The sequence below is a fragment of the Mycobacterium sp. TKK-01-0059 genome, from assembly GCF_000709305.1.
Classification (GTDB): domain Bacteria; phylum Actinomycetota; class Actinomycetes; order Mycobacteriales; family Mycobacteriaceae; genus Mycobacterium; species Mycobacterium intracellulare.
Genome location: NZ_KL446995.1, coordinates 386,860 through 409,745 on the forward strand (window position 1 = coordinate 386,860; position 22,886 = coordinate 409,745).

Annotated in this window: 23 protein-coding genes and 1 pseudogene; 8 read left to right on the forward strand and 16 right to left on the reverse strand. The window is 68.5% G+C overall.

Annotation, left to right across the window (positions count from 1 at the left end; all coding sequences use genetic code 11):
* Nucleotides 1-41 precede the first annotated feature (41 nt).
* Together K883_RS23630 and K883_RS27700 are read left to right on the forward strand one after the other, a co-directional pair.
* Nucleotides 42-1,013: a S1 family peptidase gene (locus K883_RS23630; RefSeq protein ID WP_036456015.1), complete on the forward strand. Its 972-nt coding sequence runs from the start codon at nt 42-44 to the stop codon at nt 1,011-1,013.
* A 139-nt stretch (nt 1,014-1,152) separates the two neighbouring features.
* A complete protein-coding gene (locus K883_RS27700; RefSeq protein ID WP_156035658.1) occupies nt 1,153-1,401 on the forward strand; it encodes a hypothetical protein in 249 nt (82 codons plus the stop codon).
* Nucleotides 1,402-1,481: 80 nt separating this feature from the next.
* Here K883_RS27700 and K883_RS23635 read toward each other — a convergent pair whose 3' ends face one another.
* Together K883_RS23635 and K883_RS23640 are read right to left on the reverse strand one after the other, a co-directional pair.
* Nucleotides 1,482-2,951 carry a sensor histidine kinase gene (locus K883_RS23635; RefSeq protein WP_036456017.1) on the reverse strand — a complete coding sequence of 490 codons (1,470 nt, stop codon included), beginning with the start codon at nt 2,949-2,951 and terminating at the stop codon, nt 1,482-1,484.
* Nucleotides 2,948-3,679 carry a response regulator transcription factor gene (locus tag K883_RS23640; RefSeq protein ID WP_036456178.1) on the reverse strand — a complete coding sequence of 244 codons (732 nt, stop codon included), beginning with the start codon at nt 3,677-3,679 and terminating at the stop codon, nt 2,948-2,950. Before K883_RS23640 ends, K883_RS23635 begins: the two co-directional genes overlap by 4 nt.
* 251 nt (nt 3,680-3,930) lie before the next feature.
* On the opposite strand from K883_RS23640, the gene K883_RS23645 reads away from it, so the two are divergent.
* Together K883_RS23645 and K883_RS23650 are read left to right on the forward strand one after the other, a co-directional pair.
* Nucleotides 3,931-4,341 carry a hypothetical protein gene (locus tag K883_RS23645; protein ID WP_036456019.1) on the forward strand — a complete coding sequence of 137 codons (411 nt, stop codon included), beginning with the start codon at nt 3,931-3,933 and terminating at the stop codon, nt 4,339-4,341.
* Nucleotides 4,342-4,348: 7 nt separating this feature from the next.
* Nucleotides 4,349-4,843, forward strand: a complete 495-nt coding sequence (locus K883_RS23650) for a nitroreductase family deazaflavin-dependent oxidoreductase (RefSeq protein ID WP_036456021.1) — start codon at nt 4,349-4,351, stop codon at nt 4,841-4,843.
* Here K883_RS23650 and K883_RS23655 read toward each other — a convergent pair.
* From K883_RS23655 to K883_RS23665, 3 genes are read right to left on the reverse strand one after another with little or no spacing between them, the layout of a single operon-like run.
* Nucleotides 4,840-5,196 (reverse strand): DoxX family protein, encoded by a 357-nt coding sequence (locus tag K883_RS23655; protein ID WP_008257948.1) that lies wholly within the window; start codon nt 5,194-5,196, stop codon nt 4,840-4,842. The two genes, K883_RS23650 and K883_RS23655, sit on opposite strands and share 4 nt — an antisense overlap.
* 9 nt (nt 5,197-5,205) lie before the next feature.
* On the reverse strand, nt 5,206-6,336 hold the full coding sequence (locus K883_RS23660; RefSeq protein WP_014711971.1) for an SPFH domain-containing protein: 1,131 nt from the start codon (nt 6,334-6,336) through the stop codon (nt 5,206-5,208).
* A 35-nt stretch (nt 6,337-6,371) separates the two neighbouring features.
* Entirely contained in the window at nt 6,372-6,806 is a 435-nt protein-coding gene (locus tag K883_RS23665; protein ID WP_008257952.1) for an NfeD family protein, read from the reverse strand.
* 56 nt (nt 6,807-6,862) lie between these two features.
* Here K883_RS23665 and K883_RS23670 point away from each other — a divergent pair, with 56 nt between their 5' ends.
* Nucleotides 6,863-7,807, forward strand: coding sequence for a hypothetical protein (locus K883_RS23670; protein ID WP_014711972.1), 945 nt, complete (start codon nt 6,863-6,865; stop codon nt 7,805-7,807).
* On the opposite strand, the pseudogene K883_RS23675 reads toward K883_RS23670, so the two are convergent.
* The 3 genes and pseudogenes from K883_RS23675 to fabG1 form a co-directional block, all read right to left on the reverse strand.
* Nucleotides 7,779-8,826 (reverse strand): annotated as a pseudogene (locus K883_RS23675) (ferrochelatase); the annotation flags it as partial. The gene K883_RS23670 and the pseudogene K883_RS23675 overlap by 29 nt on opposite strands.
* 6 nt (nt 8,827-8,832) lie before the next feature.
* Nucleotides 8,833-9,642, reverse strand: coding sequence for an NADH-dependent enoyl-ACP reductase InhA (inhA, locus tag K883_RS23680; RefSeq protein WP_009953267.1), 810 nt, complete (start codon nt 9,640-9,642; stop codon nt 8,833-8,835).
* A 34-nt stretch (nt 9,643-9,676) separates the two neighbouring features.
* Nucleotides 9,677-10,444 carry a 3-oxoacyl-ACP reductase FabG1 gene (fabG1, locus tag K883_RS23685; protein WP_008257961.1) on the reverse strand — a complete coding sequence of 256 codons (768 nt, stop codon included), beginning with the start codon at nt 10,442-10,444 and terminating at the stop codon, nt 9,677-9,679.
* Nucleotides 10,445-10,607: 163 nt separating this feature from the next.
* Here fabG1 and K883_RS23690 point away from each other — a divergent pair, with 163 nt between their 5' ends.
* Nucleotides 10,608-11,447, forward strand: a complete 840-nt coding sequence (locus K883_RS23690; RefSeq protein ID WP_020822893.1) for a type IV toxin-antitoxin system AbiEi family antitoxin — start codon at nt 10,608-10,610, stop codon at nt 11,445-11,447.
* A 50-nt stretch (nt 11,448-11,497) separates the two neighbouring features.
* On the opposite strand, the gene K883_RS23695 is transcribed toward K883_RS23690, so the two are convergent.
* From K883_RS23695 to K883_RS23725, 7 genes are all read right to left on the reverse strand, one after another.
* The gene (locus tag K883_RS23695; RefSeq protein WP_369751691.1) at nt 11,498-12,691 is read right to left on the reverse strand and encodes an IS30 family transposase; all 1,194 of its coding nucleotides are present in this window, start codon (nt 12,689-12,691) and stop codon (nt 11,498-11,500) included.
* A 93-nt stretch (nt 12,692-12,784) separates the two neighbouring features.
* Complete coding sequence (locus tag K883_RS23700; protein WP_008257965.1) at nt 12,785-13,792, reverse strand: VWA domain-containing protein; 1,008 nt, start codon at nt 13,790-13,792, stop codon at nt 12,785-12,787.
* 7 nt (nt 13,793-13,799) lie between these two features.
* Nucleotides 13,800-14,711 (reverse strand): DUF58 domain-containing protein, encoded by a 912-nt coding sequence (locus tag K883_RS23705; protein WP_020822894.1) that lies wholly within the window; start codon nt 14,709-14,711, stop codon nt 13,800-13,802.
* Nucleotides 14,712-14,749: 38 nt separating this feature from the next.
* Nucleotides 14,750-15,883: a chaperone MoxR1 gene (locus K883_RS23710; protein WP_020822895.1), complete on the reverse strand. Its 1,134-nt coding sequence runs from the start codon at nt 15,881-15,883 to the stop codon at nt 14,750-14,752.
* A 122-nt stretch (nt 15,884-16,005) separates the two neighbouring features.
* The gene (gene ripB, locus K883_RS23715) at nt 16,006-16,740 is read right to left on the reverse strand and encodes an NlpC/P60 family peptidoglycan endopeptidase RipB (RefSeq protein ID WP_008257972.1); all 735 of its coding nucleotides are present in this window, start codon (nt 16,738-16,740) and stop codon (nt 16,006-16,008) included.
* A 25-nt stretch (nt 16,741-16,765) separates the two neighbouring features.
* The gene (ripA, locus tag K883_RS23720) at nt 16,766-18,202 is read right to left on the reverse strand and encodes an NlpC/P60 family peptidoglycan endopeptidase RipA (RefSeq protein WP_051197740.1); all 1,437 of its coding nucleotides are present in this window, start codon (nt 18,200-18,202) and stop codon (nt 16,766-16,768) included.
* 202 nt (nt 18,203-18,404) lie between these two features.
* A complete protein-coding gene (locus tag K883_RS23725; protein WP_020822897.1) occupies nt 18,405-18,977 on the reverse strand; it encodes an Rv1476 family membrane protein in 573 nt (190 codons plus the stop codon).
* A gap of 241 nt (nt 18,978-19,218) precedes the next feature.
* On the opposite strand from K883_RS23725, the gene K883_RS23730 reads away from it, so the two are divergent.
* Nucleotides 19,219-22,059, forward strand: a complete 2,841-nt coding sequence (locus K883_RS23730) for an aconitate hydratase (RefSeq protein ID WP_036456027.1) — start codon at nt 19,219-19,221, stop codon at nt 22,057-22,059.
* A gap of 22 nt (nt 22,060-22,081) precedes the next feature.
* Nucleotides 22,082-22,666, forward strand: a complete 585-nt coding sequence (locus K883_RS23735) for a TetR/AcrR family transcriptional regulator (RefSeq protein WP_014711978.1) — start codon at nt 22,082-22,084, stop codon at nt 22,664-22,666.
* Here K883_RS23735 and K883_RS23740 read toward each other — a convergent pair.
* Nucleotides 22,663-22,872, reverse strand: a complete 210-nt coding sequence (locus tag K883_RS23740; protein WP_014711979.1) for a helix-turn-helix domain-containing protein — start codon at nt 22,870-22,872, stop codon at nt 22,663-22,665. The two genes, K883_RS23735 and K883_RS23740, sit on opposite strands and share 4 nt — an antisense overlap.
* Between the last annotated feature and the right edge of the window lie 14 nt (nt 22,873-22,886).

The following is a 22,886-nucleotide window of genomic DNA, read 5'->3' on the forward strand; positions in this document are numbered from 1 at the left end:
AGAGCGCCGCGCGAGGCGGCAAAGACCGATCTAATGGGGGCGTGTACGCGCTGGAGTTCGCCAGCTGGGGGTCGCCTTATTCGCCGGCTCGTACCGTCGCGCTGCCGCTCAGTGCCCTGGTGTTGGCGGTGCTGGCCGTGTTGGGCTTTTTGCCCAGCCGGGACCAGCGGCGACGCGCGCCGAAGAGCCGTTTCGCCGACGTGCCGCAGCGCGCCAAACTGCACACCACACTGCTCGTCCTGGCGGCGGTGTGCAGCACCGCCGCCCTGGTGGCGGCCGTCTGCCTGTACCCCAGGGCCGCGACCCCGGCGCGGCAGTCTCCCCTAGCGCCGCCGACCCTGGCGCCGATCGATCTGCCCGCGGCCAGCGCCATCGGCCCGGGTGCCGGCATTTACGTCGAGTATGCCGACGGGTCCGGTGGAATAGGTTGCACCGCAGGGTTTTTGGTACATACCAGCGCCGGCCGGGCCGGGATTCTCACCGCCGGTCACTGCAATCGCCCCGGTCAGCGGAGCAAGGTGACGATGAACCTGGGCGGGGTCCTTCCCTACACCACCCTGGGCACGTTCACCGAGACGATCAGCGAGGGGGTCCACGACGAACAGCACGACATCGGCCTGATCACACTCGACGGTGACAACGTTCCCCAGTCCGCGGCGGTCGCCGCGTCGCTACCGGTCACCGGCGTCGCCACCAATCTTCAAGTCGGACAACAGTTGTGCAAGTTCGGCATGGGTTCGGGCGCGGACGCCTGCGGGCAGATCGTGGAGATCACCGCCAGCAAGGTCGTGTTCCTGGCGAGCGGCCAGTGCGGCGATTCGGGTGGGCCGGTGTACCACTACGAACGCGACGGCACCGTCAGCGCCGTCGGCATCCTCATCCGCGGCGGCGATCCTTACACGCCCAAAGCCGGGTGCGCCGCCCGCGCCAAATTCTCCGTCGCCGAGTTGGTGCGGCCGTGGCTCGACAAGTGGCGCCTGACCGCGATCACCGCGCCGTCGTCCCCACGCTGACGGGCTGCTTGTGGAGCGGCTCCAGGCCCGATCTTCCTTCTTCAGGTCCACTTCAGGCTGACTTCCTACCGTCGCGATAAGCGGCGCGACACGGACGGTTTCGCGCCGCCAAGTAAGGAAACGCCGATGGGAAGGATGGATGGGTCGAGTGAAATTCAAGCAACTCATCGCGGGTTCGTTGGTCGCGGGGACCCTCGGGGCCGCCGTGGCCGGCCTCGGCGCCGCGGTGGCGAGTGCGGATCCGCCGCCCCCGCCGCCACCGGGGCCGGGCGGGCCACCGCCGGGTGGGCCATTCGGTGCACCACCACCCGGACCGGGCGGGCCGCTGGGACCCCCGCCGCCGGGGCCGGGTGGACCGGTGCATCAGCCGCCACCGCCGGGGTGGTGAGCGAGGCGGTCTCCTAGCGCTGAACGAGCGGTGGTCGCGCCGAATGGATTTCGGCGACGGCCACCGCTCGCATCGGCCCGTTACGCCCTGGGCAGGCTGAGCCGGAACTGAGCGCCGCCCTCGTGGGGCAGGCACACGAGTTCGCCGCCGTGGGCGCGCGCCAGGGCCCGCGCGATCGCCAGTCCGAGCCCGGCACCCCCGTGGTCTCGGGCGCGTCCGGCGTCCAGGCGCACCAGCCGCTCGAACACGCGATCCCGCTCGTCGTCCGGGATGCCCGGCCCGGTGTCGGTGATGGTGACCTCCGCGACGTCGTCGTGGGCGCCAAGGTCGACGGTGATGGCGCCGCCGGCCGGCGTGTACCGGCGGGCGTTGTCGAGCAGGTTGGACACGATCTGCGACAGCCGGGTCGCGTCGGCCTGGAGCGTCAGCGACGGTAATCCGGTGCGGCGCACCGTGATCTGCGGTGCCAGCATGGCGGCTCGGTCGACTTCGCCATCGAGCACGGCGGCCACGTCGACGTCATCGCGCTCGAGCGCCAGCCCGGCGTCGATGCGGCTCAGGTCCAGCATGTCGGACACGAGCCGCCCGGCCCGGCGCGCGTCGGAGAGCAACAGGTCCGCGCGACGGTACTGCCCGTCGTCGAAGTGCTCGGAGGCGCCGTGTGCGAGTTGCTCGGCGGCGACCTGGATGCCGGCGATCGGGGTGCGCAGCTCGTGGGCGGCGTCGACGAGGAATCGCCGGGTTGCCGTCTCCGCGCGCTGTGCGGTGTCGGCGGCGCGCCGGGCGCGGCGCTCGGACGTTTCCAACGCGTCCAGCATGCCGTCGAAAGCGCTTGCGGCGCGGCCGAGTTCGGTGTCGGTGCGCTCGGGATGCAGGCGCCGGCCGCGGTCGCCCGTGGTGATGGCGGTGGCCAGTGCGGTGAGCCGATCCAGCGGCCGTAGCGCCGCCCGGCTCACCGCGATCAGCAGCAGCGCCGCGACCAGCAAGGTGACCAGGGCCGCCGCGATCAGCAGCCCACGCAGTTGGTGAGTGACCTGCGTGGTCTGCGTGGTGTCAGCGACCAGGATCACCCGGGAGCCGTCGGGCAGCGGGTGCACCACGGCCGTCGCGGTGGCGTCCGGCGGGGGGCCGGGCGGGGGCGGGAGTGGGTAGGGCGGTGGCGGGTAGGGCGGCGCATACGGCGGCGGCGGTGGCGGAAAGGGCGGCAGAGGCGGATAAAACGGCGGTGGCTCGACCGGCCCGGCGGTCAGGTCGGGGCTTATGCCGCGGTCTCCGTAGGCGGTGCCGTCGGGGCTGACGACGAGCGCGCGTATCCCGCCGCCGTTCAGTTCGGCCGCGATCAGATCCGGTGAGGTATGCGCGGTGCTCAACGCGTCGGCGCGCGACGTCGCGGCGAGCAGCCGGTCGTGCAGATTGCGTCGGGTGAGCACACCCATCGTGACGTCGATCGTCACCCCGAGCACCATCAGCAGGACGGCCAGCAGCGCCAAGACCACCAGGGTCACCCGCCGTTGCAGCGACGGAGTCGGCGTCGTCGATGGGCCCGTCATGGCCGCTCGGGTTGCAGCCGATAGCCGATGCCGCGCACGGTGTGCAGGATCCGGGGTCCGTGCGCCTCGAGCTTGCGCCGCAGTCCGCTGACGTGCACCTGCACGAGGTTGGGGTCATAGGCGTCATAGCCCCACACGCCGTTCAGGATCTGTCCGGCGCTGACGATCCTGCCCCGCTGCTCCACGAGAAAGGCCAGCACGCGCAGCTCGGTGGCGGTCAGATCCAGCCGGTGACCGCCGCGCGCGGCGACACCCGCGCCGAGGTCCAGCGTCACGTCGCCGACCTGAACCACCTGCGGCAGCCGCCCGCGTCGGCGCAACACCGCGCCGACCCGCGACACCAACTCGGCCAACTCGAACGGCTTGATGACGTAGTCGTCGGCCCCGCCGTCGAGGCCGCGCAACCGGTCCGGCAGCCCGTCGCGAGCCGTGATCATGACGATCCCGATGTCACCCCATTCGCGGATCACGTCGATCAGCGCGAAGCCGTCGCGGCCCGGCAGCATCACGTCGAGCACCACGAGATCGGGCCGCATGCCGTCGAGCACCTTTTCCAGCCCGTCGCCGTCGCAGCGGGCGTCGGTGTGATAGCCGACATCGGCGAGCGCCTCGCTGACCATCTCCCGGATGGTCTCTGAGTCTTCGACGACCAGCACCCGCGGTGTGCCGACGCTGAAGCCGCCGCCGCGACCGGCGGCCGGGCGGACGCAATCCGTCATGACCACCATTGTCGGCGCCGGTGCTGAAACGAACCTGAAGGCGCCGGCCTCTCCCGCCACGGCGGCCTCGTTGGTCACAGGAGGTCGGCTATGTGTTTGGTGCCCACCTCCGAGCGACAATCTCGCTCTTGGCGCGGCGTCGCGGCCATTGTCGCGCGGAGGTGGGCACAACACCGCTTCCTTCCGCTCGTGACGGCAGTGGCGGATGGGACTGGGGTTTCTTCAGATCCACTTCAGATCCGGCTCCTACCGTCCGTGACATGACCACGAACGACGACATCGACACCAATCCGCCGAGCAATCCGCCGCCCGCCCACCGTCCGCCCGAGCGACGCCGTCACCCCACCGGTGTGGTGATCGCCGCCGGGGTGGCGGGAGCGCTGGTGGGCGCGGTCGGCACCGTCGCGGCCATCGCCTTCGCCTGGATCGTCAGCGTCGGGCCACCCGGCCCGCCACCGCCCCCCGGGCCGCCGCCGATGCTGTTCCACGGGCCCCCTCCGCCGCCGATGGCCGGTCCGGGCGGGTTCGGATTTGCGCCGCCGCCCGGCCCGCCCGGCCCGCCCGGCCCGCCGGGCCCGCTGGAACCGCCGCACGGCGCCTGGCCGGGACCGCCGCACGAGGGTCTCCCGACGCCGCCCCCGCCGCCACCGTCCCCCGCGCCGCGCCCCTGAGTGCAGGATGGGGAGCGTGTCACGAGATCAATCGTCTCCGCTCCCCGCCAAACTCGCCGCACGGCTGCTGCGGTCGCGCCACCTGATGCGCGCACCGATCTGGATCTACAAGGCCCGTGCGGGCGCGCTGTTCGGTTCGCGCATCCTGTTGCTCGAACACATCGGCCGCAAATCCGGAGCGCCGCGCCACGCGGTGCTGGAGGTCATCGACCACCCGTCCCCCGACACCTACGTCGTGGCCTCCGGATTTGGCCGAAAAGCCCAGTGGTTCCGCAACATTGCGGCCAACCCTCGAGTACGGGTCTACGCCGGCAGCCACGCGCCCAGGCCCGCCGCCGCGCGCGTCCTCGACCAACACGAGGCCGACCGCACGCTGGCCGACTATCGAAGCCGCCACCCCAAAACGTGGGAGCGGATGCGCCCGGTGCTCGAGGACACGCTCGGCGCGCCGATCACCGACACGAATACCCCGCTGCCGCTGGTCGAGTTGAAGCTGGACTAACCCCGGTCCGGGCCCTTTACCGTCATCGCGGCGAACAGGGCCAAAAACAGCGCGGCCGGAAGGCCGTTGACGACCTTGTCGCGCACCCGGACGTGCGCGCCGACCGCCACCACGAAATACAGCGTCAGCATCGCCGTCGTCACCCTCGCCAGGACGGGGAAACGGGTGACCGACAGCAGGCCGACCGCGGCGGCCGCCTTGACCACCGGCAACACGGGCCGAACGTTCTCCGGCAGGCCCACGTCATCCAGCACCTTCTTGATCGGGGCCACCTGGACGCCGCACAGTACCGCGTCGACGGCGTGGAAGGCGCCAAGCGCCGCATAGGTCTTGGGGGAAGTCAACGCACTCATCCCGCAATCCTATTGAGTCAGCTCGCCCGGGCCTTCCGCCGGCTGACGGGCGATCGCCTCCGCCTTGGCCACCGCCTGGGCGATCGCGGGGTCGGTTTCGGTGGAGAACCAGTCCGCGACGTCGGCGTCGTCGTCGGCGCTGTGCTTGGGCGCGTCCTCGACCGGCGAGGGCTGGAAGCGGAACACCCCGTCCTGGCCCGGGGTGCCCAGGAGTTTGGTGAATCCCTGCAGCGCCGCGCTGAAGTCGCTGGGCACCACCCACACCTTGTTGGCGTCGCCGCGGGCCATCTCCGGCAGCGTCTGCAGGTACTGGTAGGCGAGCATCTCAGGGGTGGGCCGGCCCGCCTTGATCGCGGCGAACGTCTTCTCGATGGCCTTGGCCTGCCCCTGCGCCTGCAGGTAGGCGGCGGCGCGCTCACCCTGGGCGCGCAGCATCCGGGACTGCCGGTCGGCCTCGGCGCCCAGGATCGCCGCCTGCTTGGCGCCCTCGGCGGCCAGGATCTGCGCCTGCTTCTGGCCCTCGGCCTCCTTGATGGCCGCCTCGCGCATACCTTCGGCGGTCAGGATCATCGCCCGCTTCTCGCGGTCGGCCTTCATCTGCTTTTCCATCGACGCCTGGATCGACGGCGGCGGGTCGATGCTGCGCAACTCGACCCGCGCGACCCGCAGGCCCCAGCGGTTGGTGGCCTCGTCGAGCACGCCGCGCAGCTGCCCGTTGATCTGGTCGCGCGATGTCAGGGTCTGCTCCAGCGTCATGCCGCCGACCACGTTGCGCAGCGTGGTGGTGGTGAGCTGCTCGACGCCGACGATGTAGTTGCTGATCTCGTAGACGGCCGCCTGGGGAACCGTGACCTGGAAGTAGACGACGGTGTCGATGTTGAGGGTCAGGTTGTCCTCGGTGATCACCGGCTGCGGCGGGAACGAGACCACCCGCTCACGCAGGTCCACCCGGGCCCGGATGCGGTCGATGAACGGCACCAGCAGGGTGAGTTGCCCGCTGACGGTGCGGCTGTAGCGGCCCAGCCGTTCGATCACCGCGGCCTCGGCCTGCGGTATCAGGGCCACCGACTTGGCCACCACGACGATGGCGAAAATCACCAGCACCGCCAGCAGCACCAGACCAGTAACCGCACCTTGCATCGGAGTTCCTTTCTTTCGCAGCCGTTCTCGCAGCCCTACAGGCCGGCCTTGAAGACCACCGCGGTGGCGCCGTCGATCTGCATCACGGTCACCGGCTCGCCCGGTTCGTAGACGTCGTTCTCGTCGAGCGGACGCGCGGTCCACACCTGGCCGTCGAGCTTCACCTGACCGTTGTCGCGGGCCACGCGCTCGAGCACCAGCGCGGTTTTGCCCTCCAGCGCTTCGATTCCCAACCGCGGCACGTTCGGCGTCAGCCGGCGCCGCAGCGGCGGACGCACCACCACCAGCAGCAGCACCGACACGACCAGGAACACCGCGCCGTCCACCCAGACCGGCGAATCCAGCAACCAACTCGTGAGCGCCGCGGCCAGCGCGCCCCCGCCGAGCATCACCAAAAACATATGGCCTGTGAGCGCCTCCGCACCGGCCAGCACCAGCGCGAATATTAGCCAAAGCAGCGCGGCGTGCATGCGGCAAGGATACGCGTGATCCGCCTGTGCGGGGCAAAACAACTACACTGCGTCTGGTGTGGTGTCCCAGTGTTTCGTTGTCCCTGTGGGCCAATGCCTGGCTCGCGGGTAAGGCCGCGCCCGACGACGTCCTGGACGCGTTATCCGTTTGGGCGCCAAAGCAATCGGTGACCGCGTATGATGCCGTGGCGGCGGGTCATACCGGGCTGCCGTGGCCCGATGTCAACGACGCCGGGACGGTCACGCTGCTGCAGACTCTGCGCGCCGCGGTGGGCCGCCCCACGTCGACGCGGGGGGCGCCTCCCCTGATGCGCGGGACCATCAACATGGTTTTGCCGGTACCCGGCGATGTGCGCGGCCTGGCCCCGGGAACACAGTTCGAGCGGGACGCGCTGTCCGCCGGCGAGGCGATCATCATCGCCAACCCCCACACCCCCGCCACCGCCGTCGGCCTGGTCCCCGAATTCTCCTATCAGGACGACGACGACACGCCCGACGACTACGAGACCGGCCTGGCCGAACTGTGCACGCTGACGTGGACCGTGTACTCGCTGCCCGGCGCCCCGATACTCGACCACTACGAGCTGGGCGACGCCGAATACACCCTGCGGTCCGCCGTGCGCTCGGCCGCCGACGCGCTGGGCACCATCGGGCTGGGCTCGGCCGCGGCCGACGTCGACGATCCGCGGGGACTGGTCGAACAATTGCTGGAATCCGCACGGCAACACCGCATTCCGGATCACGCGCCGTCGCGCGCGCTGCGGGTGCTGGAGAACGCCGCGCACGTCGACGCCATCATCGCGGTCAGCGCGGGGCTGAGCCGGTCCGACTCACCGGACCGTTTCGCCGCGCCCATCGCCGCCGGCCTCGAACCGCTGGGCACGCAGTCGTCGTCGGAGGCCCGCATCGCCAGCGACGCGCTGCGACCGCTGACCGCCGTGGTGCGTTCGGCGCGGATGGCCGCCGTGACCGCGATCCTGCATTCGGCCTGGGCGGACTAGTCCTGATAGCGGGCCGCACAGTGCGGCGGCTCGCATGGCGCGCCGTCGACGCTGGCGAGGCAGCCGGGCACCGGGTCGGGACCAGTCACGCGTTCGGGCGCCCGGCCGTGGCGCAATTCGTCGATCAGGTCGACGGCCAGTTGCGCAAAACGCGGGTGGGCGTTGGGCGTTGACGCCCGCACCATGACTATCCCCGCGGCCTCGGCCTGTCCCGCCAACTCGTGGTCGAGGTCCCACACCACCTCGATGTGGTCGGCCACAAAACCGATCGGGCAGACGACGACGGCCGTCGTGCCCGCCTCCGCCAGGGCCGCCACGTGGTCGGCGACGTCGGGCTCAAGCCACGGAACCTGCGGCGGCCCCGACCGCGACTGCCATACCAGGTCGTAATCGCCGTATCCGGCGGCGGCCGCCACAAGGCTTGCGGCGTAGGCGACTTGCCGGCTGTACAGCCGCGGGCCCAGCCGCTCGTCGGCGGCCACCGGGATCGAATGCGCGGTGAACACCAGGCGCGCGCCGGGAACCGTCTCGGCCGCGTCGGTGATCGCCCGGGCGAACAGCTCGACAAAAAGCGGGTGGTCGAAATACGGCCGCAGCTTGACCAATTCGGGTGCGTCCGGCCCGGCGGCGCGTCGCGCCCGAGCGATGTCCTCGACGTATTGTGTGCAGCTGGAATAGCCGCTCCACGCCGAGGTGGTGAACACCGCCGCTCGGCGAATCCCGTTGTCGCGCATGGTTGCGACGGTGTCTTCGACGTAGGGCTCCCAGTTGCGGTTGCCGAAATAGACCGGGATGTCCAGGCCGCGGTCGGTCAGTTCGGCGCGCAACTGCTCGATCAGCGCCAGGTTGATCCGGTTGATCGGTGACACCCCGCCGAAATGCAGGTAGTGCTCGGCGACGTGGTCGAGGCGTTCCGGCGGCACGTTGCGACCCCGGGTGACGTTCTCCAAGAACGGCCGCACCTGCTCGGGGCCTTCCGGCCCACCGAAGGACAGCAGCAGGACGGCGTCGAATTCCATTAGGCCCTAAAGCAATTGCGTGCTGGCGCCACCGTCGGCGTAGATGATCGTCCCCGTCGTCGCCGGCAGCCAGTCCGACAGCAGCGCGCACACCGTCTTGGCGACCGGTGTCGGGTCCTTCATGTTCCAGCCGATCGGGGCGCGCTGGTCCCAACCCTCCTCGAGCAGCTGCATCTGGGCGCCGGCCTCTTCGCCCAGCGCGCCGCCGACGATCGCGCTCATCGCCAGGGTCCGGATCGGGCCCGCGGCAACGAGATTGGAGCGGACGCCGAACTTACCCGCCTCGCGCGCCACGAACCGGTTGACCGATTCCAGCGCGCTCTTGGCGACCGTCATCCAGTTGTACGCCGGCATCGCGCGGCTCGGGTCGAAGTCCATGCCGACGATGGAACCGCCGGGGTTCATGATCGGCAGCGTCGCCTTGGCCAGCGAGGCGTACGAATACGCCGAGATGTGAATGCCTTTGGAGACGTCCTCGTACGGCGCGTCGAAGAACGGGTTGATGCCCATGCCCGTCTGCGGCATGAACCCGATCGAGTGCACCACGCCGTCGAGCTTGTTGCCGTCGCCGATCTCGGCCGTCACCCGCTCGGCCAGCGAGTTCAGGTGCTCCTCATTCTGCACGTCGAGCTCGATCAGCGGCGCCTTCTCCGGCAGCCGGTCGGCGATGCGCTGAATCAGGCGCAACCGGTCAAAACCGGTCAGCACCAACTGCGCCCCGGCTTCCTGGGCCGCCTTGGCGATGTGAAACGCGATCGACGAGTCGGTGATGATCCCCGAGATCAGGATCCGTTTGCCGTCGAGCAGTCCAGCCATGTCCGTCCTTAAAGTCGTTGTGTCGTCGTTGAAATCAGTGACCCATACCCATGCCGCCGTCGACCGGGATGACCGCGCCGGCGATGTAGCTGGCGTCCTCGGATGCCAGGAAACTGACCACCCCGGCGACCTCGGCGGCGGTGCCGACCCGCTTGGCCGGGATGAAGTCCAGCGCACCCGCCTGGATCCGCTCGTCGAGGGCACGGGTCATCTCGGTGTCGATGTAGCCCGGCGCCACCACATTCGCGGTCACGTTGGCCTTGGACAGCTCGCGGGAGATCGAGCGGGCCATGCCGATCAGGCCGGCCTTGGCGGCCGCGTAGTTGGACTGGTTGCCGATGCCCCAGCTGCCGGAGACCGAGCCGATGTAGATGATGCGACCGAACCGCTTTTTCTGCATGCTGCGCGCGGCGCGCTGGGTCACCCGGAACGCCCCGGTGAGGTTGGCGTTGATGACCTCCTCGAACCGCTCCTCGGTCATCCGGATGAGGAATGCGTCCTTGGATATGCCGGCGTTGGACACCAGCACCTCAACCGGGCCCTGGTGCTCCTCGACCTCCTTGAAGGCGCGATCGATGGCCTCGTTGTCGGTGACGTCGCACACGACGCCGAACAACCCCTCGGGCACCCCGGATCCCCGGTGCGTGACCGCCACCTTGTGGCCGTCGGCGGCCAGCCGCTGCGCGATCGCCAGACCGATCCCCCGGTTTCCTCCGGTAACCAGGACCGAGCGGGCTACGAATGCGGGTCTGCCGTAGTCGGCAGCACTTTCGGTGGTGTTCTCGGTGGCCGTGTCAGTCACCCCGTCAACCTATCGCCTCGGCTCACGCGGGCCGAAACCTCCCCCTTTTCACTCGTCCCCCTTTTTCCCACCGGCCGTAACGCCAGGGCGAAAAATCGCGCGAAATCCCGCCGTGGCGTTACGAGCGCGATCCGGTGTCGGTGTGACTCAGCACACTCTCGTCATGACCGACCCATTCCTGGGCAGTGAAGCCCTGGCCGCTCGACTGATGTCGCGGCATGAGCTGCGGAGTCGTTACGTCGCCCTGCATCGCGATGTGTACCTGCCGAGGGATGCCGAACTGACGGCGATGCTGCGGGCCAAGGCGTGCTGGCTGCGATCGCGCCGACGGGGCGTCCTGGCGGGCTTCTCGGCCTCCGCCATGCATGGCGCTCGGTGGATCGACCCGTCCCGACCCGCCGAGATCATCGATACCAATCGACGTCCGGCCCCGGGCGTACACGTCTGGGAGGAACGCATCGAACCGGACGAGATCACCGTCGTCGAGCAGATGCGCATCACCACGCCGGCGCGTACCGCGCTTGACTTGGCACGTCGTCATCCCAGAGCCATCGCTGTCGCCGCGATCGATGCGCTGGTGCAAGCGACGGAGCTGAAGATGGCCGACGTCGAGGTGCTCACGGACCGCTACCGCAGCCGCCACGGCATGAGGGCCGCCAGGGTGGTTCTCGAACTGGTCGACGGCGGGGCTCAGTCCCCGAAGGAAACGTGGCTGCGTCTGTTGTTGATCGATGCCGGCTTCCCGCGGCCGCAGACACAGATCGCCATACGCAACGAATGGGGTTGGGCCGAGGCGTATTTGGACATGGGGTGGGAGGACATCAAGGTCGCGGTCGAGTATGACGGCGACCACCATCGGTCCCTGCGCGCCCAATACGCCAAGGACATCGGCCGGCTCGAGATGCTCGAGCGTTACGGCTGGATCGTCGTCCGCGTCATCGCCGAGCACCATCCCTCCGACATCATTCGCCGGGTGCGCGACGCCCGAGGCCGCCGCTTGTAACGCCAGGGCGAAAAATCGCGCCTCAAAGTCAAGTGGCTAATGCATTTTTGTTAGGCGGCTTGGTCGAGGAGGGCGGCCAGGCGTTGGGCGGGGGTGTCGAGGTCAAGGGTTGGGCGCGGTCGTCGGTTGAGGGTGTCTTGGATGCGTTTGAGGTCTGCTGGGGTGTAACCGCTGAGGTCGCTGCCCTTTTCGAACCAGAAGCGCAGGAGGCGGTTGGTGTTTTCGTTGGTGCCGCGTTGCCAGGGCGAGTGCGGATTGCAGAAATAGACCGGGGTGTTGAGTTGCAGGTGAATGTCGCGCCAGCGGGCCATTTCGCTGCCACGGTCCCAGGTGATTGATCGACGAAGGTGTTCGGGTAACTGGCGCATCGCTTCGATCATCGCGCCGGCCACCGTCTCGGCGGTGTGATCGCCGGGCAAATGCAGCAGCATCGTAAAGCGGGTGGACCGCTCGACCAGGGTGCCGATGGCGCTGTTGGGGCCGACGATCAGATCACCTTCCCAGTGGCCGGGCACCGCGCGGTCGGCGGCCTCGGCGGGCCGGTCGCTGATGGTGAACACATCGTGGAATTTCCCCCGCCGTTCGGTGTGGTCCCGGGATTTGCGGGCCGCGCGTTTCGTCGACAAACGCTTACTCAGGTCGGCGCGCAGTTGACCACGAGTTTGGACGTAGAGGCACTGGTAGATGGTTTCGTGGCTCACCCGTGCCAGCCTGTCATCGGGGTGATCGCGCGCCAAGACATCGGCGATCAGTTTGGGACTCCATCCCTGATCCATCCAGTCCTCTATGGCCTCGCATAGCGCGCGGTCTTGGAGTTTGAATGCTTTGGGACGCTTGGCTTTCTTGGCGGCGCGGGCATGGGCAAGACCAGCGTGGTAATCCCCGTCGGGATTGCGATTGCGTTTGAGCTCACGGGAGATGACGCTGGCGTCGCGGTCGAGCTCGTCGGCGATCTCGACCTGGGTGAGGCCCTTGTCCAGACCCCGCATAATCACCAGGCGTTCATCGAAACTGAGCCGGTGTCCCCGCGCGCCCGGCCGGGTCAGATCACCTGGTTCGGCAAGGCCGGTATCAGAGCCCGTACCACTTCGTAATTGCATTGATCCAGCGTCATGCCACCAGCTCCATCCGGTCTGGATCGACACACCGACCTGACGGCCGGCTTCACGCAATGATTCCCCTGCACACACCCGATCAAAGAACTCTCGCCGCATCGAACGCGGATAAGCAACTGACACCTGCAACCTCCTCAAACGTGGAAATTGCATTGACCGTATGAATCTGCCCGCGGAATCCCGCCGTGGCGTTACAAGCGGGCTCAGCGGGACGGCGAAGACTCAAGTCGGCAGGCGGCGGTTGATCAGCAGCGCCGCCAACGCCGCCAACGCCAACACCAGCGCGCCCAGCCGCACCCAGCCCACGCTCGCGTCGCCCTTGATCGTCTCGTAGCCGATCTGCTGCTGCAGGGTCGCGTAGACGGCCTTCAGCTCCTGCAAAGACGCTGCGTTGTAAGCGTTTCCGCCCGAGAGCTGGGCCACCTTCTTGAGGGTCTCGTCGTCGACCGGTACCGGTTGGCGCTGGTCGTTGATCTCGACGAAGCCATACGGGGTGCCGAACGAGATCGTCGAGATCGGCACGCCCTGGTCCTTGGCGGTGCGCGCGGCGGTGAAGGCGCCCTTCGGGTTGTCGGGGTTGGTCGGCATCGTCTCCTTGCCGTCGGAGAACAACACGATGCGCGCCGGCGGCGGCTTGTCGCCGCCGCCGATCACCGCGCCGACCGTCGCGATGGCCTGCAGGGCGGTGAAGATGCCCTCCCCGGTGGCGGTGCGGTCGGCGAACTGCAGCTTGTCCAGCGCGGCCTTGGTCGAGTCCCGATTGGTCGTCGGCGACACCAACACCGTCGCGGTCCCCGCATACGCGATCAGCCCCAGGTTGATGCCGGGGGTGAGCTCGTCGGCGAACTGCTTGGCCGCCTCCTGGGCCGCCGCCATCCGGTTGGGTTGCACGTCGGTGGCGCGCATCGACTGCGACACGTCGATCACCAGCATCACCACCGCGCGGTTGCGGGGAATGCGGACGTCGTTCGTCGGGCCCGCCATCGCGATCGTGAACAGCACCAGCGACGCGACCAGCAGGATGGCCGGCACATGCCGCCACGTCGAAGGCCGTTTGGGCGCAACGCTTTCTAGCAGCTCCATGTTGGCGAACCGCAGCATGCGCCGCTGCCGCGCCAATTGCATCAGGATGTAGAGCGCGGCCAGGCCGAAGACGACCAACAGGAACAGGAAGAACCACGAATGTTCGAAGCCCGACAACGACATCGGGCCCAGGAGCGGCAGGCTCATATGCGAGTCACTGCCGCCCCGCCAATGCCCCGCGCCGGCGGGATTCCACGAACCGCACGATGTCGGCGATCCAGTCGCGGTCGGTGCGCAGCGTCAGGACCGGGGCCCCGCAGCTGCGGATGGTGCGCGCCACGTCGGCGCGGTGCGCCGCGGCGGCCTTGGCGAAGTCGTCGCGCAGCTGCGCGTCGATGGTGAACTCGCGGGTGACCCCGGACTCGGCGTCCTGCAGCACCACGTCGCCGATGTCGGGCAGTTCGACGTCGCGGGGGTCGAGCACCTCGACGGCCAGCACCTCGTGCCGGGCGGCGACCGCGCGCAGCGGGCGCATCCAGTTGATCGGCCCGAGGAAGTCGCTGATGATCACCGCCATGCCGCGCCGGCGTTCCGGGCGGCGCAGCGCGTCGATCGCCGTCGCCAGGTCGCCGCGCACCCCGACCGGCGCGCGCGGCGTGGTGGCGATGGTGCGCAACAGCGTCTGCTCGTGCTGGCGGCCGGAGCGGGCGGGCACCCGGGTGATGTTCGCGCCGGTGGACACGATCGCGCCGAGCCGGTTGCCGCCGCCGCTGTTGAGGAAGGTGATCGCGGCTGCGGCCGCCACCGCCAGGTCGCGCTTCTCGCACACCGTGGTGCCGAAGTCCAGGCTGGCCGACATGTCCACCACCAACCAGGTTTCCAGCTCGCGGTCGGCGATCATCTGCCGAACGTGGGGATGGGTGGTGCGCGCGGTGACGGCCCAGTCCATGCGGCGGACGTCGTCGCCGGGCTGATACTCGCGCGACTCCCCCGGCTCGGAGCCCGGGCCCGGGATCAGCCCGAGGTGATCGCCGTGCAGCACACCGTCGAGCTTGCGTTTGACGGTGAGCTCGAGGGTGCGCAGCGCCGCCGACAGCTTCGGGTCATCGATCTGCCCGCGCTGCATCGACGGGGGATGGACAGCCGACCGCCCCTTGGGCCCGGTCACCGACCGCTGGCCGCGCCGGCGGGTTGCATCACCGGGGCCACCGAATGCCCTTGCTGCGGAACGGCATTCACCTGGGGTAGGGCGACCGTCTGCAGCACCCGGTTGATGACGATCTCCGGCGAGATCTCGTCGGCCAGCGCGTCGTAGGTGAGCACCAGCCGGTGCCGCAGGACGTCGGGAATGACGTCCACGACATCTTGCGGAATCACGTAGTCGCGGCCGCGGACCAGCGCCAGCGACCTAGAGGCGGCGATGATACCCAGCGAGGCGCGCGGCGACGCACCGAAGGAGATCCACGTCTTGACGTCGTTCATGCCGAGCTGTTCGGGATGACGGGTGGCGGTCACGACGCGCACTACGTAGTCCACCAGCGCGTGGTGCACGAAGACGTTGGCCGCGATGTCCTGCAGCCGCAACAGGTCGCCGGTGTTGAGGATCTGCTTGGGCTCCGGCGGGCGCACGCCCATCCGGTAGATGATCTCGCGCTCCTCTTCCGGCGACGGGTAGCCGACGTTGATCTTGAACAGGAAGCGGTCGCGCTGCGCCTCGGGCAGCGGGTACACACCCTCGTGCTCGATCGGGTTCTGGGTGGCCATCACCAGGAACGGGTTGGGCAGCGGGAAGGTCTTGCCGCCGATCGAGACGTGGCGTTCCTGCATGACCTCCAGCAGCGCCGACTGCACCTTGGCGGGCGCGCGGTTGATCTCGTCGGCGAGCAGGAAGTTGACCACCACCGGGCCGAGTTCGGTGTCGAACTCCTCCTTGCCCTGCCGGTAGATGCGGGTACCGATGATGTCGGTGGGCACCAGGTCGGGGGTGAACTGGATGCGCGCGAACGTCCCGCCGACCACCCGCGCGAACGTCTCGACGGCCAGCGTCTTGGCGACGCCCGGCACACCCTCGAGCAGCACGTGGCCCTTGGACAACAGGCCGACCAGCATCCGCTCCACGAGCTGGTCCTGGCCGACGATGATGCGTTTGACCTCGAAGATGGCGCGCTCGAGGGTCTGGACCTCGGCGGCCAGTCCGTTGCCCCCGCCCGTCGGCGCTTCGTGAGCCGGCGAACCTGCTTGCCCGCCCGGGCCCGAGTAACCACTGGCGCCTGGCGGCGGCCCACCTGCTGCTGTCATCAAGAACCCTCCACGCTCAATCGGACACGACTGCCGGGCAGCGACGTGCCCTCGTCCAACTATTCCAGGCCTGCCGGTCCCCGTCGACGCTCGCCCGGCCGATGGGTCGCCGGCCCCCGCGATCAGTACTCGATGATCCTGGTCAAAAACGGCGTCATCCCCGGCTTACGAACCGGACTGACCGTAACCTTCCCGGCGCTGCCGGAGGCCTCCAGCATCTGGCCGTTGCCCAGGTACATGGTGACGTGCTGGCCGCCGTTCGGGCCGTAGAAGATCAGGTCCCCGCGCCTGGCCTGATCCGGCGGGATGTGGCGCCCGGCGTTGTACTGGTCACCCGAGAACCGCGGGATCAGCACGCCGACCCCGGCGAAGCCGTAGCGCATCAGCCCCGAGCAGTCGAAGCCGGTGATGTTGGCGCCGTCGCCGACGCCCTTGCTGGGCCCGTCCAGCGAGCCGCCGCCCCAGGAGTAGGGCACGCCCATCTGCGACCCCATGCGCTTGATCACGTACTCGATGGCCTGCCGCCCGTAGACCCGCGGGATCTTGCCGCCGGGGTTGGAGGGGGTGGCCGCGCTGGGAGCGGGATCGCCGCCGATGTTGATGCCGAGCCCGCCCAAAAACTGCTTGCCCAGGTTGAACGTGGTCTGGGTGGCCTGGGCGGTGGCCTGCAGCGAGGCGTTGGCGACGGCGAGCGGGTCCCCCGGGGCGCCGGCGCTGATCTGCGCCGGCAGGGTGGGATCCCACGCGCCAGGATCGGCCGCGGCCACCGGAGCGGGGCCGGCCACAGAAAGCATCAGCCCGGTCACCACGGTGGTGATCCAGGCGAAGTTGATGAGACGGAATCGCTTGCGGCGCATGACTTCCCGTTCAGTTCTCACTGGATCACCATTCGATGTATCGGACCACGTAGGGGGTCATGCCGCTGGTGCGCACCGGGGCGACGCGAACCTTCAACCCGATGTCGGGAGCCTCGAGCATCTGCCCGTCACCGAGGTAGATCGTCACGTGCTGGCTGCCGCCCGGGCCATAGAAGATGACGTCGCCGCGGCGCATCTGCGAGGACGGGATCTTGCGGCCCAGGTTGTACTGCGAGCCCGAGTAGTGGGGCAGCTTGATGCCCACCCCGGCGAACGAGTACAGGACCAGGCCCGAACAGTCGAAACCGGTGATGCCGGCCCCGGAATCGATCCCCTTGCTCGGGCCGGCCGCGTTGCCGCCGCCCCAGGAGTAGGGCACACCGATCTGCGACATGCCGCGCCGGATCACGTACTCGGTGGCCTGCCGCCCGTAGACCCGGGGGATCCGGCCGCCGACCCCGCCCGGCGCCGCGTTGGTGATGCCGGTGTCGTCGGGCTTGAGGATGCCCAGCTGCTGCAGGAAGTTGCGGCCGAGACCGGCGGTGACCTGTGTCGAGGTTGCCGAGATGCCCAGCACCTGGTTGATCACCGCGATCGGGTCGCCGGGGATGTTGGCGCTCGGGACCATCGGCAGCGTGGGGTCCCAGGCGCCGTCCCACTGGCGGGCCCCGGACGACGGCGCCGCCCCGCCGGGCGTTCCCGCCTCCCAGCGATCGCCCGACGCCGGGGAGCCGCCCGACCCTTGCCGGGCGGCTGCCTCCCGCTTGGCCGCCTCGAGCTTGGCCTGCGCCTGGTTCCGCTCGGCGGCCAGCCGGATCATGTCCTCGCGCTGTTCGTCGAACTTCTGCCGGGAATTGGTCAGCGCCGCCACGGCGGCATCCTGGCTGGACTTGGCGTCGGCGGCGGCCTTGTCGGCGTTCTGCTTGGCCAGCCGCGCCGCCGATTCCTTGTTCAGCTGCTCGGTGCGGGCCTGCTGCAGCTTGGCCATCACGGTCTGCGAACTGGCGGTCAGGCTCTTGGCGGCGGCTTCGGTGGCGATGATGTCGTCGGGGCTGCTGGCGGTCAGGTAGCTGCTCGACGGTCCGTTCATATAGGCGGCCGCGGCGAACGTGTTGAAGCGCTGCTGCGCCCCGGCGATCGCCGCGTTGGCGTCCTTGACCGCCTGCTGGCTGGTCTCCAGATCGTGTTGGGCGGTGACCACGTTGTCCCGGGCGGTCTCCACATCGACGAGGGCCTTGTTGACGCTTTCCTGCTCGGTCTGAATTTCGGCGCTCAGGTTCTGCAGGCGCTGGTTGGCCTTGGCGACGTTGGCGATCAGGGCCGCGAGGTTGTCGGCGGCGGGGTCAGCCTCCGCCAGTCCCGGAGTGCACACCAAGAGGGCCACGCTCAACACCGATGGCACGACGGGCCGGAGCAATCTTGCGGTCGGTCGCGCGGAAGACCCCCAGCGTGTGCGTCTCATTCGACTAGGTCTCCTACGGCTCGACGCGACGGGCGGCGCCGGCCACAGCATTCTCGTAAGGCGCCAAAGACAACACCAGCATCATTTGCACCGTACGTCACACAGGTGGGCGTGCAAACGCTCCACCGAAATCGCACTCTCTACGTGCGTTTAATGTGACCGAACGGTGACCTGGGCCGTTTGCCCAATTAGCCGCGAGTCGTCAGGGCCGGGTGTTGGCCTCGGCGTCCTCGGCGGTCGCCGACTCGTCCGAGGTTGCTGAGCGCTCGCCGCGCACCTGCAGCAATCGGGTGCCGACCGCCGCGGCGAAGACCGCGATCAACAGGAAGATCGTCAGGCCGGTCCAGGGAAACTCGGGCGTGTCGAGCTCGTGCAGGAAATGTTGGGCCGAGACCACCGGGTTGCCCGTCTTGGCGATGTCCTCGCCGGCCTCGAGGGTGACGCGCGGGAACTGCGTGCTGTAGCTGCCGACGTAACTTGGGCTCAGCGTCAGGACGGTGGCGTCGTGGTAGTCGGCGCCGACCACGGTCGAGATGTCGCGCAGCGGGGTGTCGTTCGGGGGGTTGTGGTCGAGCAGCACGATCTTGAGGTTGATGCCGTCGGCGTGCGCCTGGTTGACCACCTCGAGCAAACCGGGCATGGCCGCCGGCGGCGCGCTGACCCCGGTGGCGGCGACCTGGGCCTTGATCATCGTCATGTCGACGTCCACCGGAATGTAGGCGGGAAGGACCGGAACCGTTTGCGGCGGCGGTCCGAAAGAAACGTGCCCGGTCATCTGCGCCTCCTGCGGTAGTGCTAGAGGCACCGTACGCGACGCGCGGGCACCGCACCGCGTGCGGTATCTCGACGAGATTGGGGCGGGCGCGGAGGTTTAAACCGGTGGCCACCGCGATAAGACTGCAATCAGGACTGCCGTCGTAATGCAGGACAAGCGTACTGTTAAAGTTGCATGATCGTTTTGGACGATCCGCCGACACCAGCCCGTCGGCGGGAGAACTAAATCCTTGGGAGTTGAAGTGACTGATTCTGTGAACTCATTCGGAGCCCGCAACACCCTCGAGGTCGGCGACAAGAGTTACCAGATCTATCGCCTCGACGCCGTCCCCAATACCGAGAAGCTCCCCTACAGCCTCAAAGTGCTGGCCGAGAACCTGCTGCGCAACGAGGACGGCAGCAACATCACCAAGGACCACATCGAGGCCATCGCGAACTGGGATCCCAAGGCGGAGCCCAGCATTGAGATCCAGTACACCCCGGCGCGCGTCGTGATGCAGGACTTCACCGGCGTGCCGTGCATCGTCGACTTGGCCACCATGCGCGAGGCGATCGGCGAGCTCGGCGGCGACCCGGAAAAGGTCAACCCGCTCGCGCCGGCCGACCTGGTGATCGACCACTCCGTGATCGCCGACCTGTTCGGCACCGCCGACTCGTTCGAGCGCAACGTCGAGATCGAGTACCAGCGCAACGGGGAGCGCTACCAGTTCCTGCGCTGGGGCCAGGGCGCGTTCCAGGACTTCAAGGTAGTGCCCCCGGGCACCGGCATCGTGCACCAGGTCAACATCGAATACCTCGCCAGCGTCGTGATGTCCCGCGCAGACGACGCGGGAAATATCACTGCCTACCCCGACACCTGCGTGGGGACCGACTCGCACACCACGATGGTCAACGGCCTCGGCGTGCTCGGATGGGGCGTGGGCGGCATCGAGGCCGAGGCCGCGATGCTCGGCCAGCCGGTATCGATGCTGATCCCCCGCGTGGTCGGCTTCAAGCTGACCGGCGAGATCCAGCCCGGCGTGACGGCGACCGACGTCGTGCTGACCGTGACCGAAATGCTGCGCCAGCACGGAGTGGTCGGCAAGTTCGTCGAGTTCTACGGCGAGGGCGTGGCCGAGGTGCCGCTGGCCAACCGAGCCACCCTGGGCAACATGAGCCCCGAATTCGGTTCCACCGCAGCGATTTTCCCGGTCGACGAGGAGACCATCTCCTACCTGCGCTTCACCGGCCGCTCCGACGAGCAGCTGGCGCTGGTCGAGGCCTATGCCAAGGAACAGGGCATGTGGCACGACCCGAAGCACGAGCCCGAGTACTCCGAGTACATCGAACTCGACCTCTCCGATGTGGTGCCGTCGATCGCCGGGCCCAAGCGCCCGCAGGACCGAATCGTGTTGTCGGAAGCCAAGTCCACGTTCCGCGACCAGATCCCCAACTACGTCGGCGACCAGGACGGCCAGCAGGGCTACTCGAAGCTGGACGAGGTGGTCGAGGAGACGTTCCCGGCCAGTGACCCGGGGTCCCCGACCAACGGCCACGCCGACGACGTGCCCGAGGCGAAGTCGGCCGCGGCGCATGCCAATGGGCGCCCGAGCAACCCGGTGACGGTGAAGTCCGACGAGCTCGGCGAGTTCGTGCTCGACCACGGCGCGGTGGTGATCGCCGCGGTCACGTCGTGCACCAACACCTCCAACCCCGAGGTGATGCTGGGCGCCGCACTGCTGGCGCGCAACGCCGTCGAGAAGGGGCTGGCGTCCAAGCCGTGGGTGAAGACCACCATGGCGCCCGGCTCCCAGGTCGTCAACGACTACTACGACAAGGCCGGCCTGTGGCCGTATCTCGAGAAGCTGGGCTTCTATCTGGTCGGCTACGGCTGCACCACCTGCATCGGTAACTCCGGGCCGCTGCCCGAGGAGATCTCGAAGGCGATCAACGACAACGACCTTTCGGTCACCGCGGTGCTCTCGGGCAACCGCAACTTCGAGGGCCGCATCAACCCCGACGTCAAGATGAACTACCTGGCGTCGCCGCCGTTGGTGGTGGCCTACGCACTGGCCGGCACCATGGACTTCGACTTCGACGAGGAGCCGCTGGGCCAGGACAAGGAAGGCAATGACGTCTTCCTGAAAGACATTTGGCCGTCCCAGCAGGACGTCTCAGACACCATCGCCTCGGCGATCAACCAGGAGATGTTCACCAAGAACTACGCCGACGTGTTCAAGGGCGACGAGCGCTGGCGCAACCTGCCCACGCCGAGCGGCAACACCTTTGAGTGGGACCCGGATTCGACGTACGTGCGCAAGCCCCCCTACTTTGAGGGCATGCCCGCCGAGCCCGAGCCGGTCACCGACATCACCGGAGCGCGGGTGCTGGCGCTGCTGGGCGATTCGGTGACCACCGACCACATCTCCCCCGCCAGCAGCATCAAGCCGGGCACCCCGGCGGCGCAGTACCTCGAGGACCACGGCGTGGAGCGCAAGGACTTCAACTCCTTCGGCTCGCGGCGCGGCAACCACGAGGTGATGATCCGTGGCACGTTCGCCAACATCAGGCTGCGCAACCTGCTGCTCGACGACGTGTCCGGCGGTTACACCCGCGACTTCACCCAGGATGACGCGCCGCAGGCGTTCATCTACGACGCGGCGCAAAACTATGCGGCGCAAGACATTCCGCTGGTGGTGCTGGGCGGCAAGGAGTACGGGTCGGGCTCGTCGCGTGACTGGGCGGCCAAGGGAACCCGGCTGCTCGGGGTGCGCGCGGTGATCGCCGAGTCCTTCGAGCGGATCCACCGGTCCAACCTGATCGGTATGGGCGTGATCCCGTTGCAGTTCCCCGACGGCAAGTCCGCCAAGGATCTGGGGCTGGACGGCACCGAGGTGTTCGACATCACCGGTATCGAGGCGCTCAACGACGGCAAGACGCCGAAGACGGTGAAGGTCAAGGCAAGCAAGGACGGTTCGGACGCAGTGGAGTTCGACGCGGTGGTGCGCATCGACACCCCCGGCGAGGCCGACTACTACCGCAACGGCGGCATCCTGCAGTACGTGCTGCGCAACATGCTGAAGTCGGGCCAGAAGTCGGACTAGCGCGAGACCGGCCCAGCCACTCGTGCCCAAAGTCAGCGAGGACCATCTGGCGGCTCGCCGCCGCCAGATCCTCGACGGCGCCCGCCGCTGCTTTGCCGAATTCGGCTACGACAAGGCGACTGTGCGCCGCCTGGAGAAGGCGATCGGGATGTCGCGCGGCGCCATCTTCCACCATTTCCGGGACAAGGACGCGCTGTTTTTCGCACTCGCCCACGAGGACGCCGAGCGGATGGCCGACGTGGCCTCCCGCGCGGGACTGATCCAGGTGATGCGGGACATGCTGGCCGCGCCCGACCAGTTCGACTGGCTGGCCACCAGATTGGAGATCGCCCGCAAGCTGCGAAACGATCCCGCGTTCAGCCGCGGCTGGGCCGAGCGTTCGGCCGAGCTGGCGGCGGCGACCACCGATCGGTTGCGCCGGCAGACGGAGGCGCACCGGGTGCGCGACGACGTGCCCGGCGACGTACTGCAGTGCTATCTGGAGTTGGTGCTCGACGGCCTGGTGGCGCGGTTGGCGTCCGGCGAGGACCCGCAACGCCTGGCCTCGGTGCTCGACCTGGTCGAGAACTCGATGCGGCGCAGTGATTTTGGAGGTTCTCGAGGTTAGGCCCGCGCCGCCTTCGCGGTCCGGTTGGGGCCGCCGCGGCTGCGCATCGTGGTACCCGACTCCCGCAGCAGGCTGTGGATCGACCCGTACGACCTACCGGTCGTGGCAACCAGGCTGCGGATGCTGGCCCCGCCTTCGTAGGCGTGGCGTAGCTCGTCCAACAACTGGTCGCGCGCCTTGGCCGACCTGTGCGTTGCTCTTCTCATGGCTCCTCCGAGAC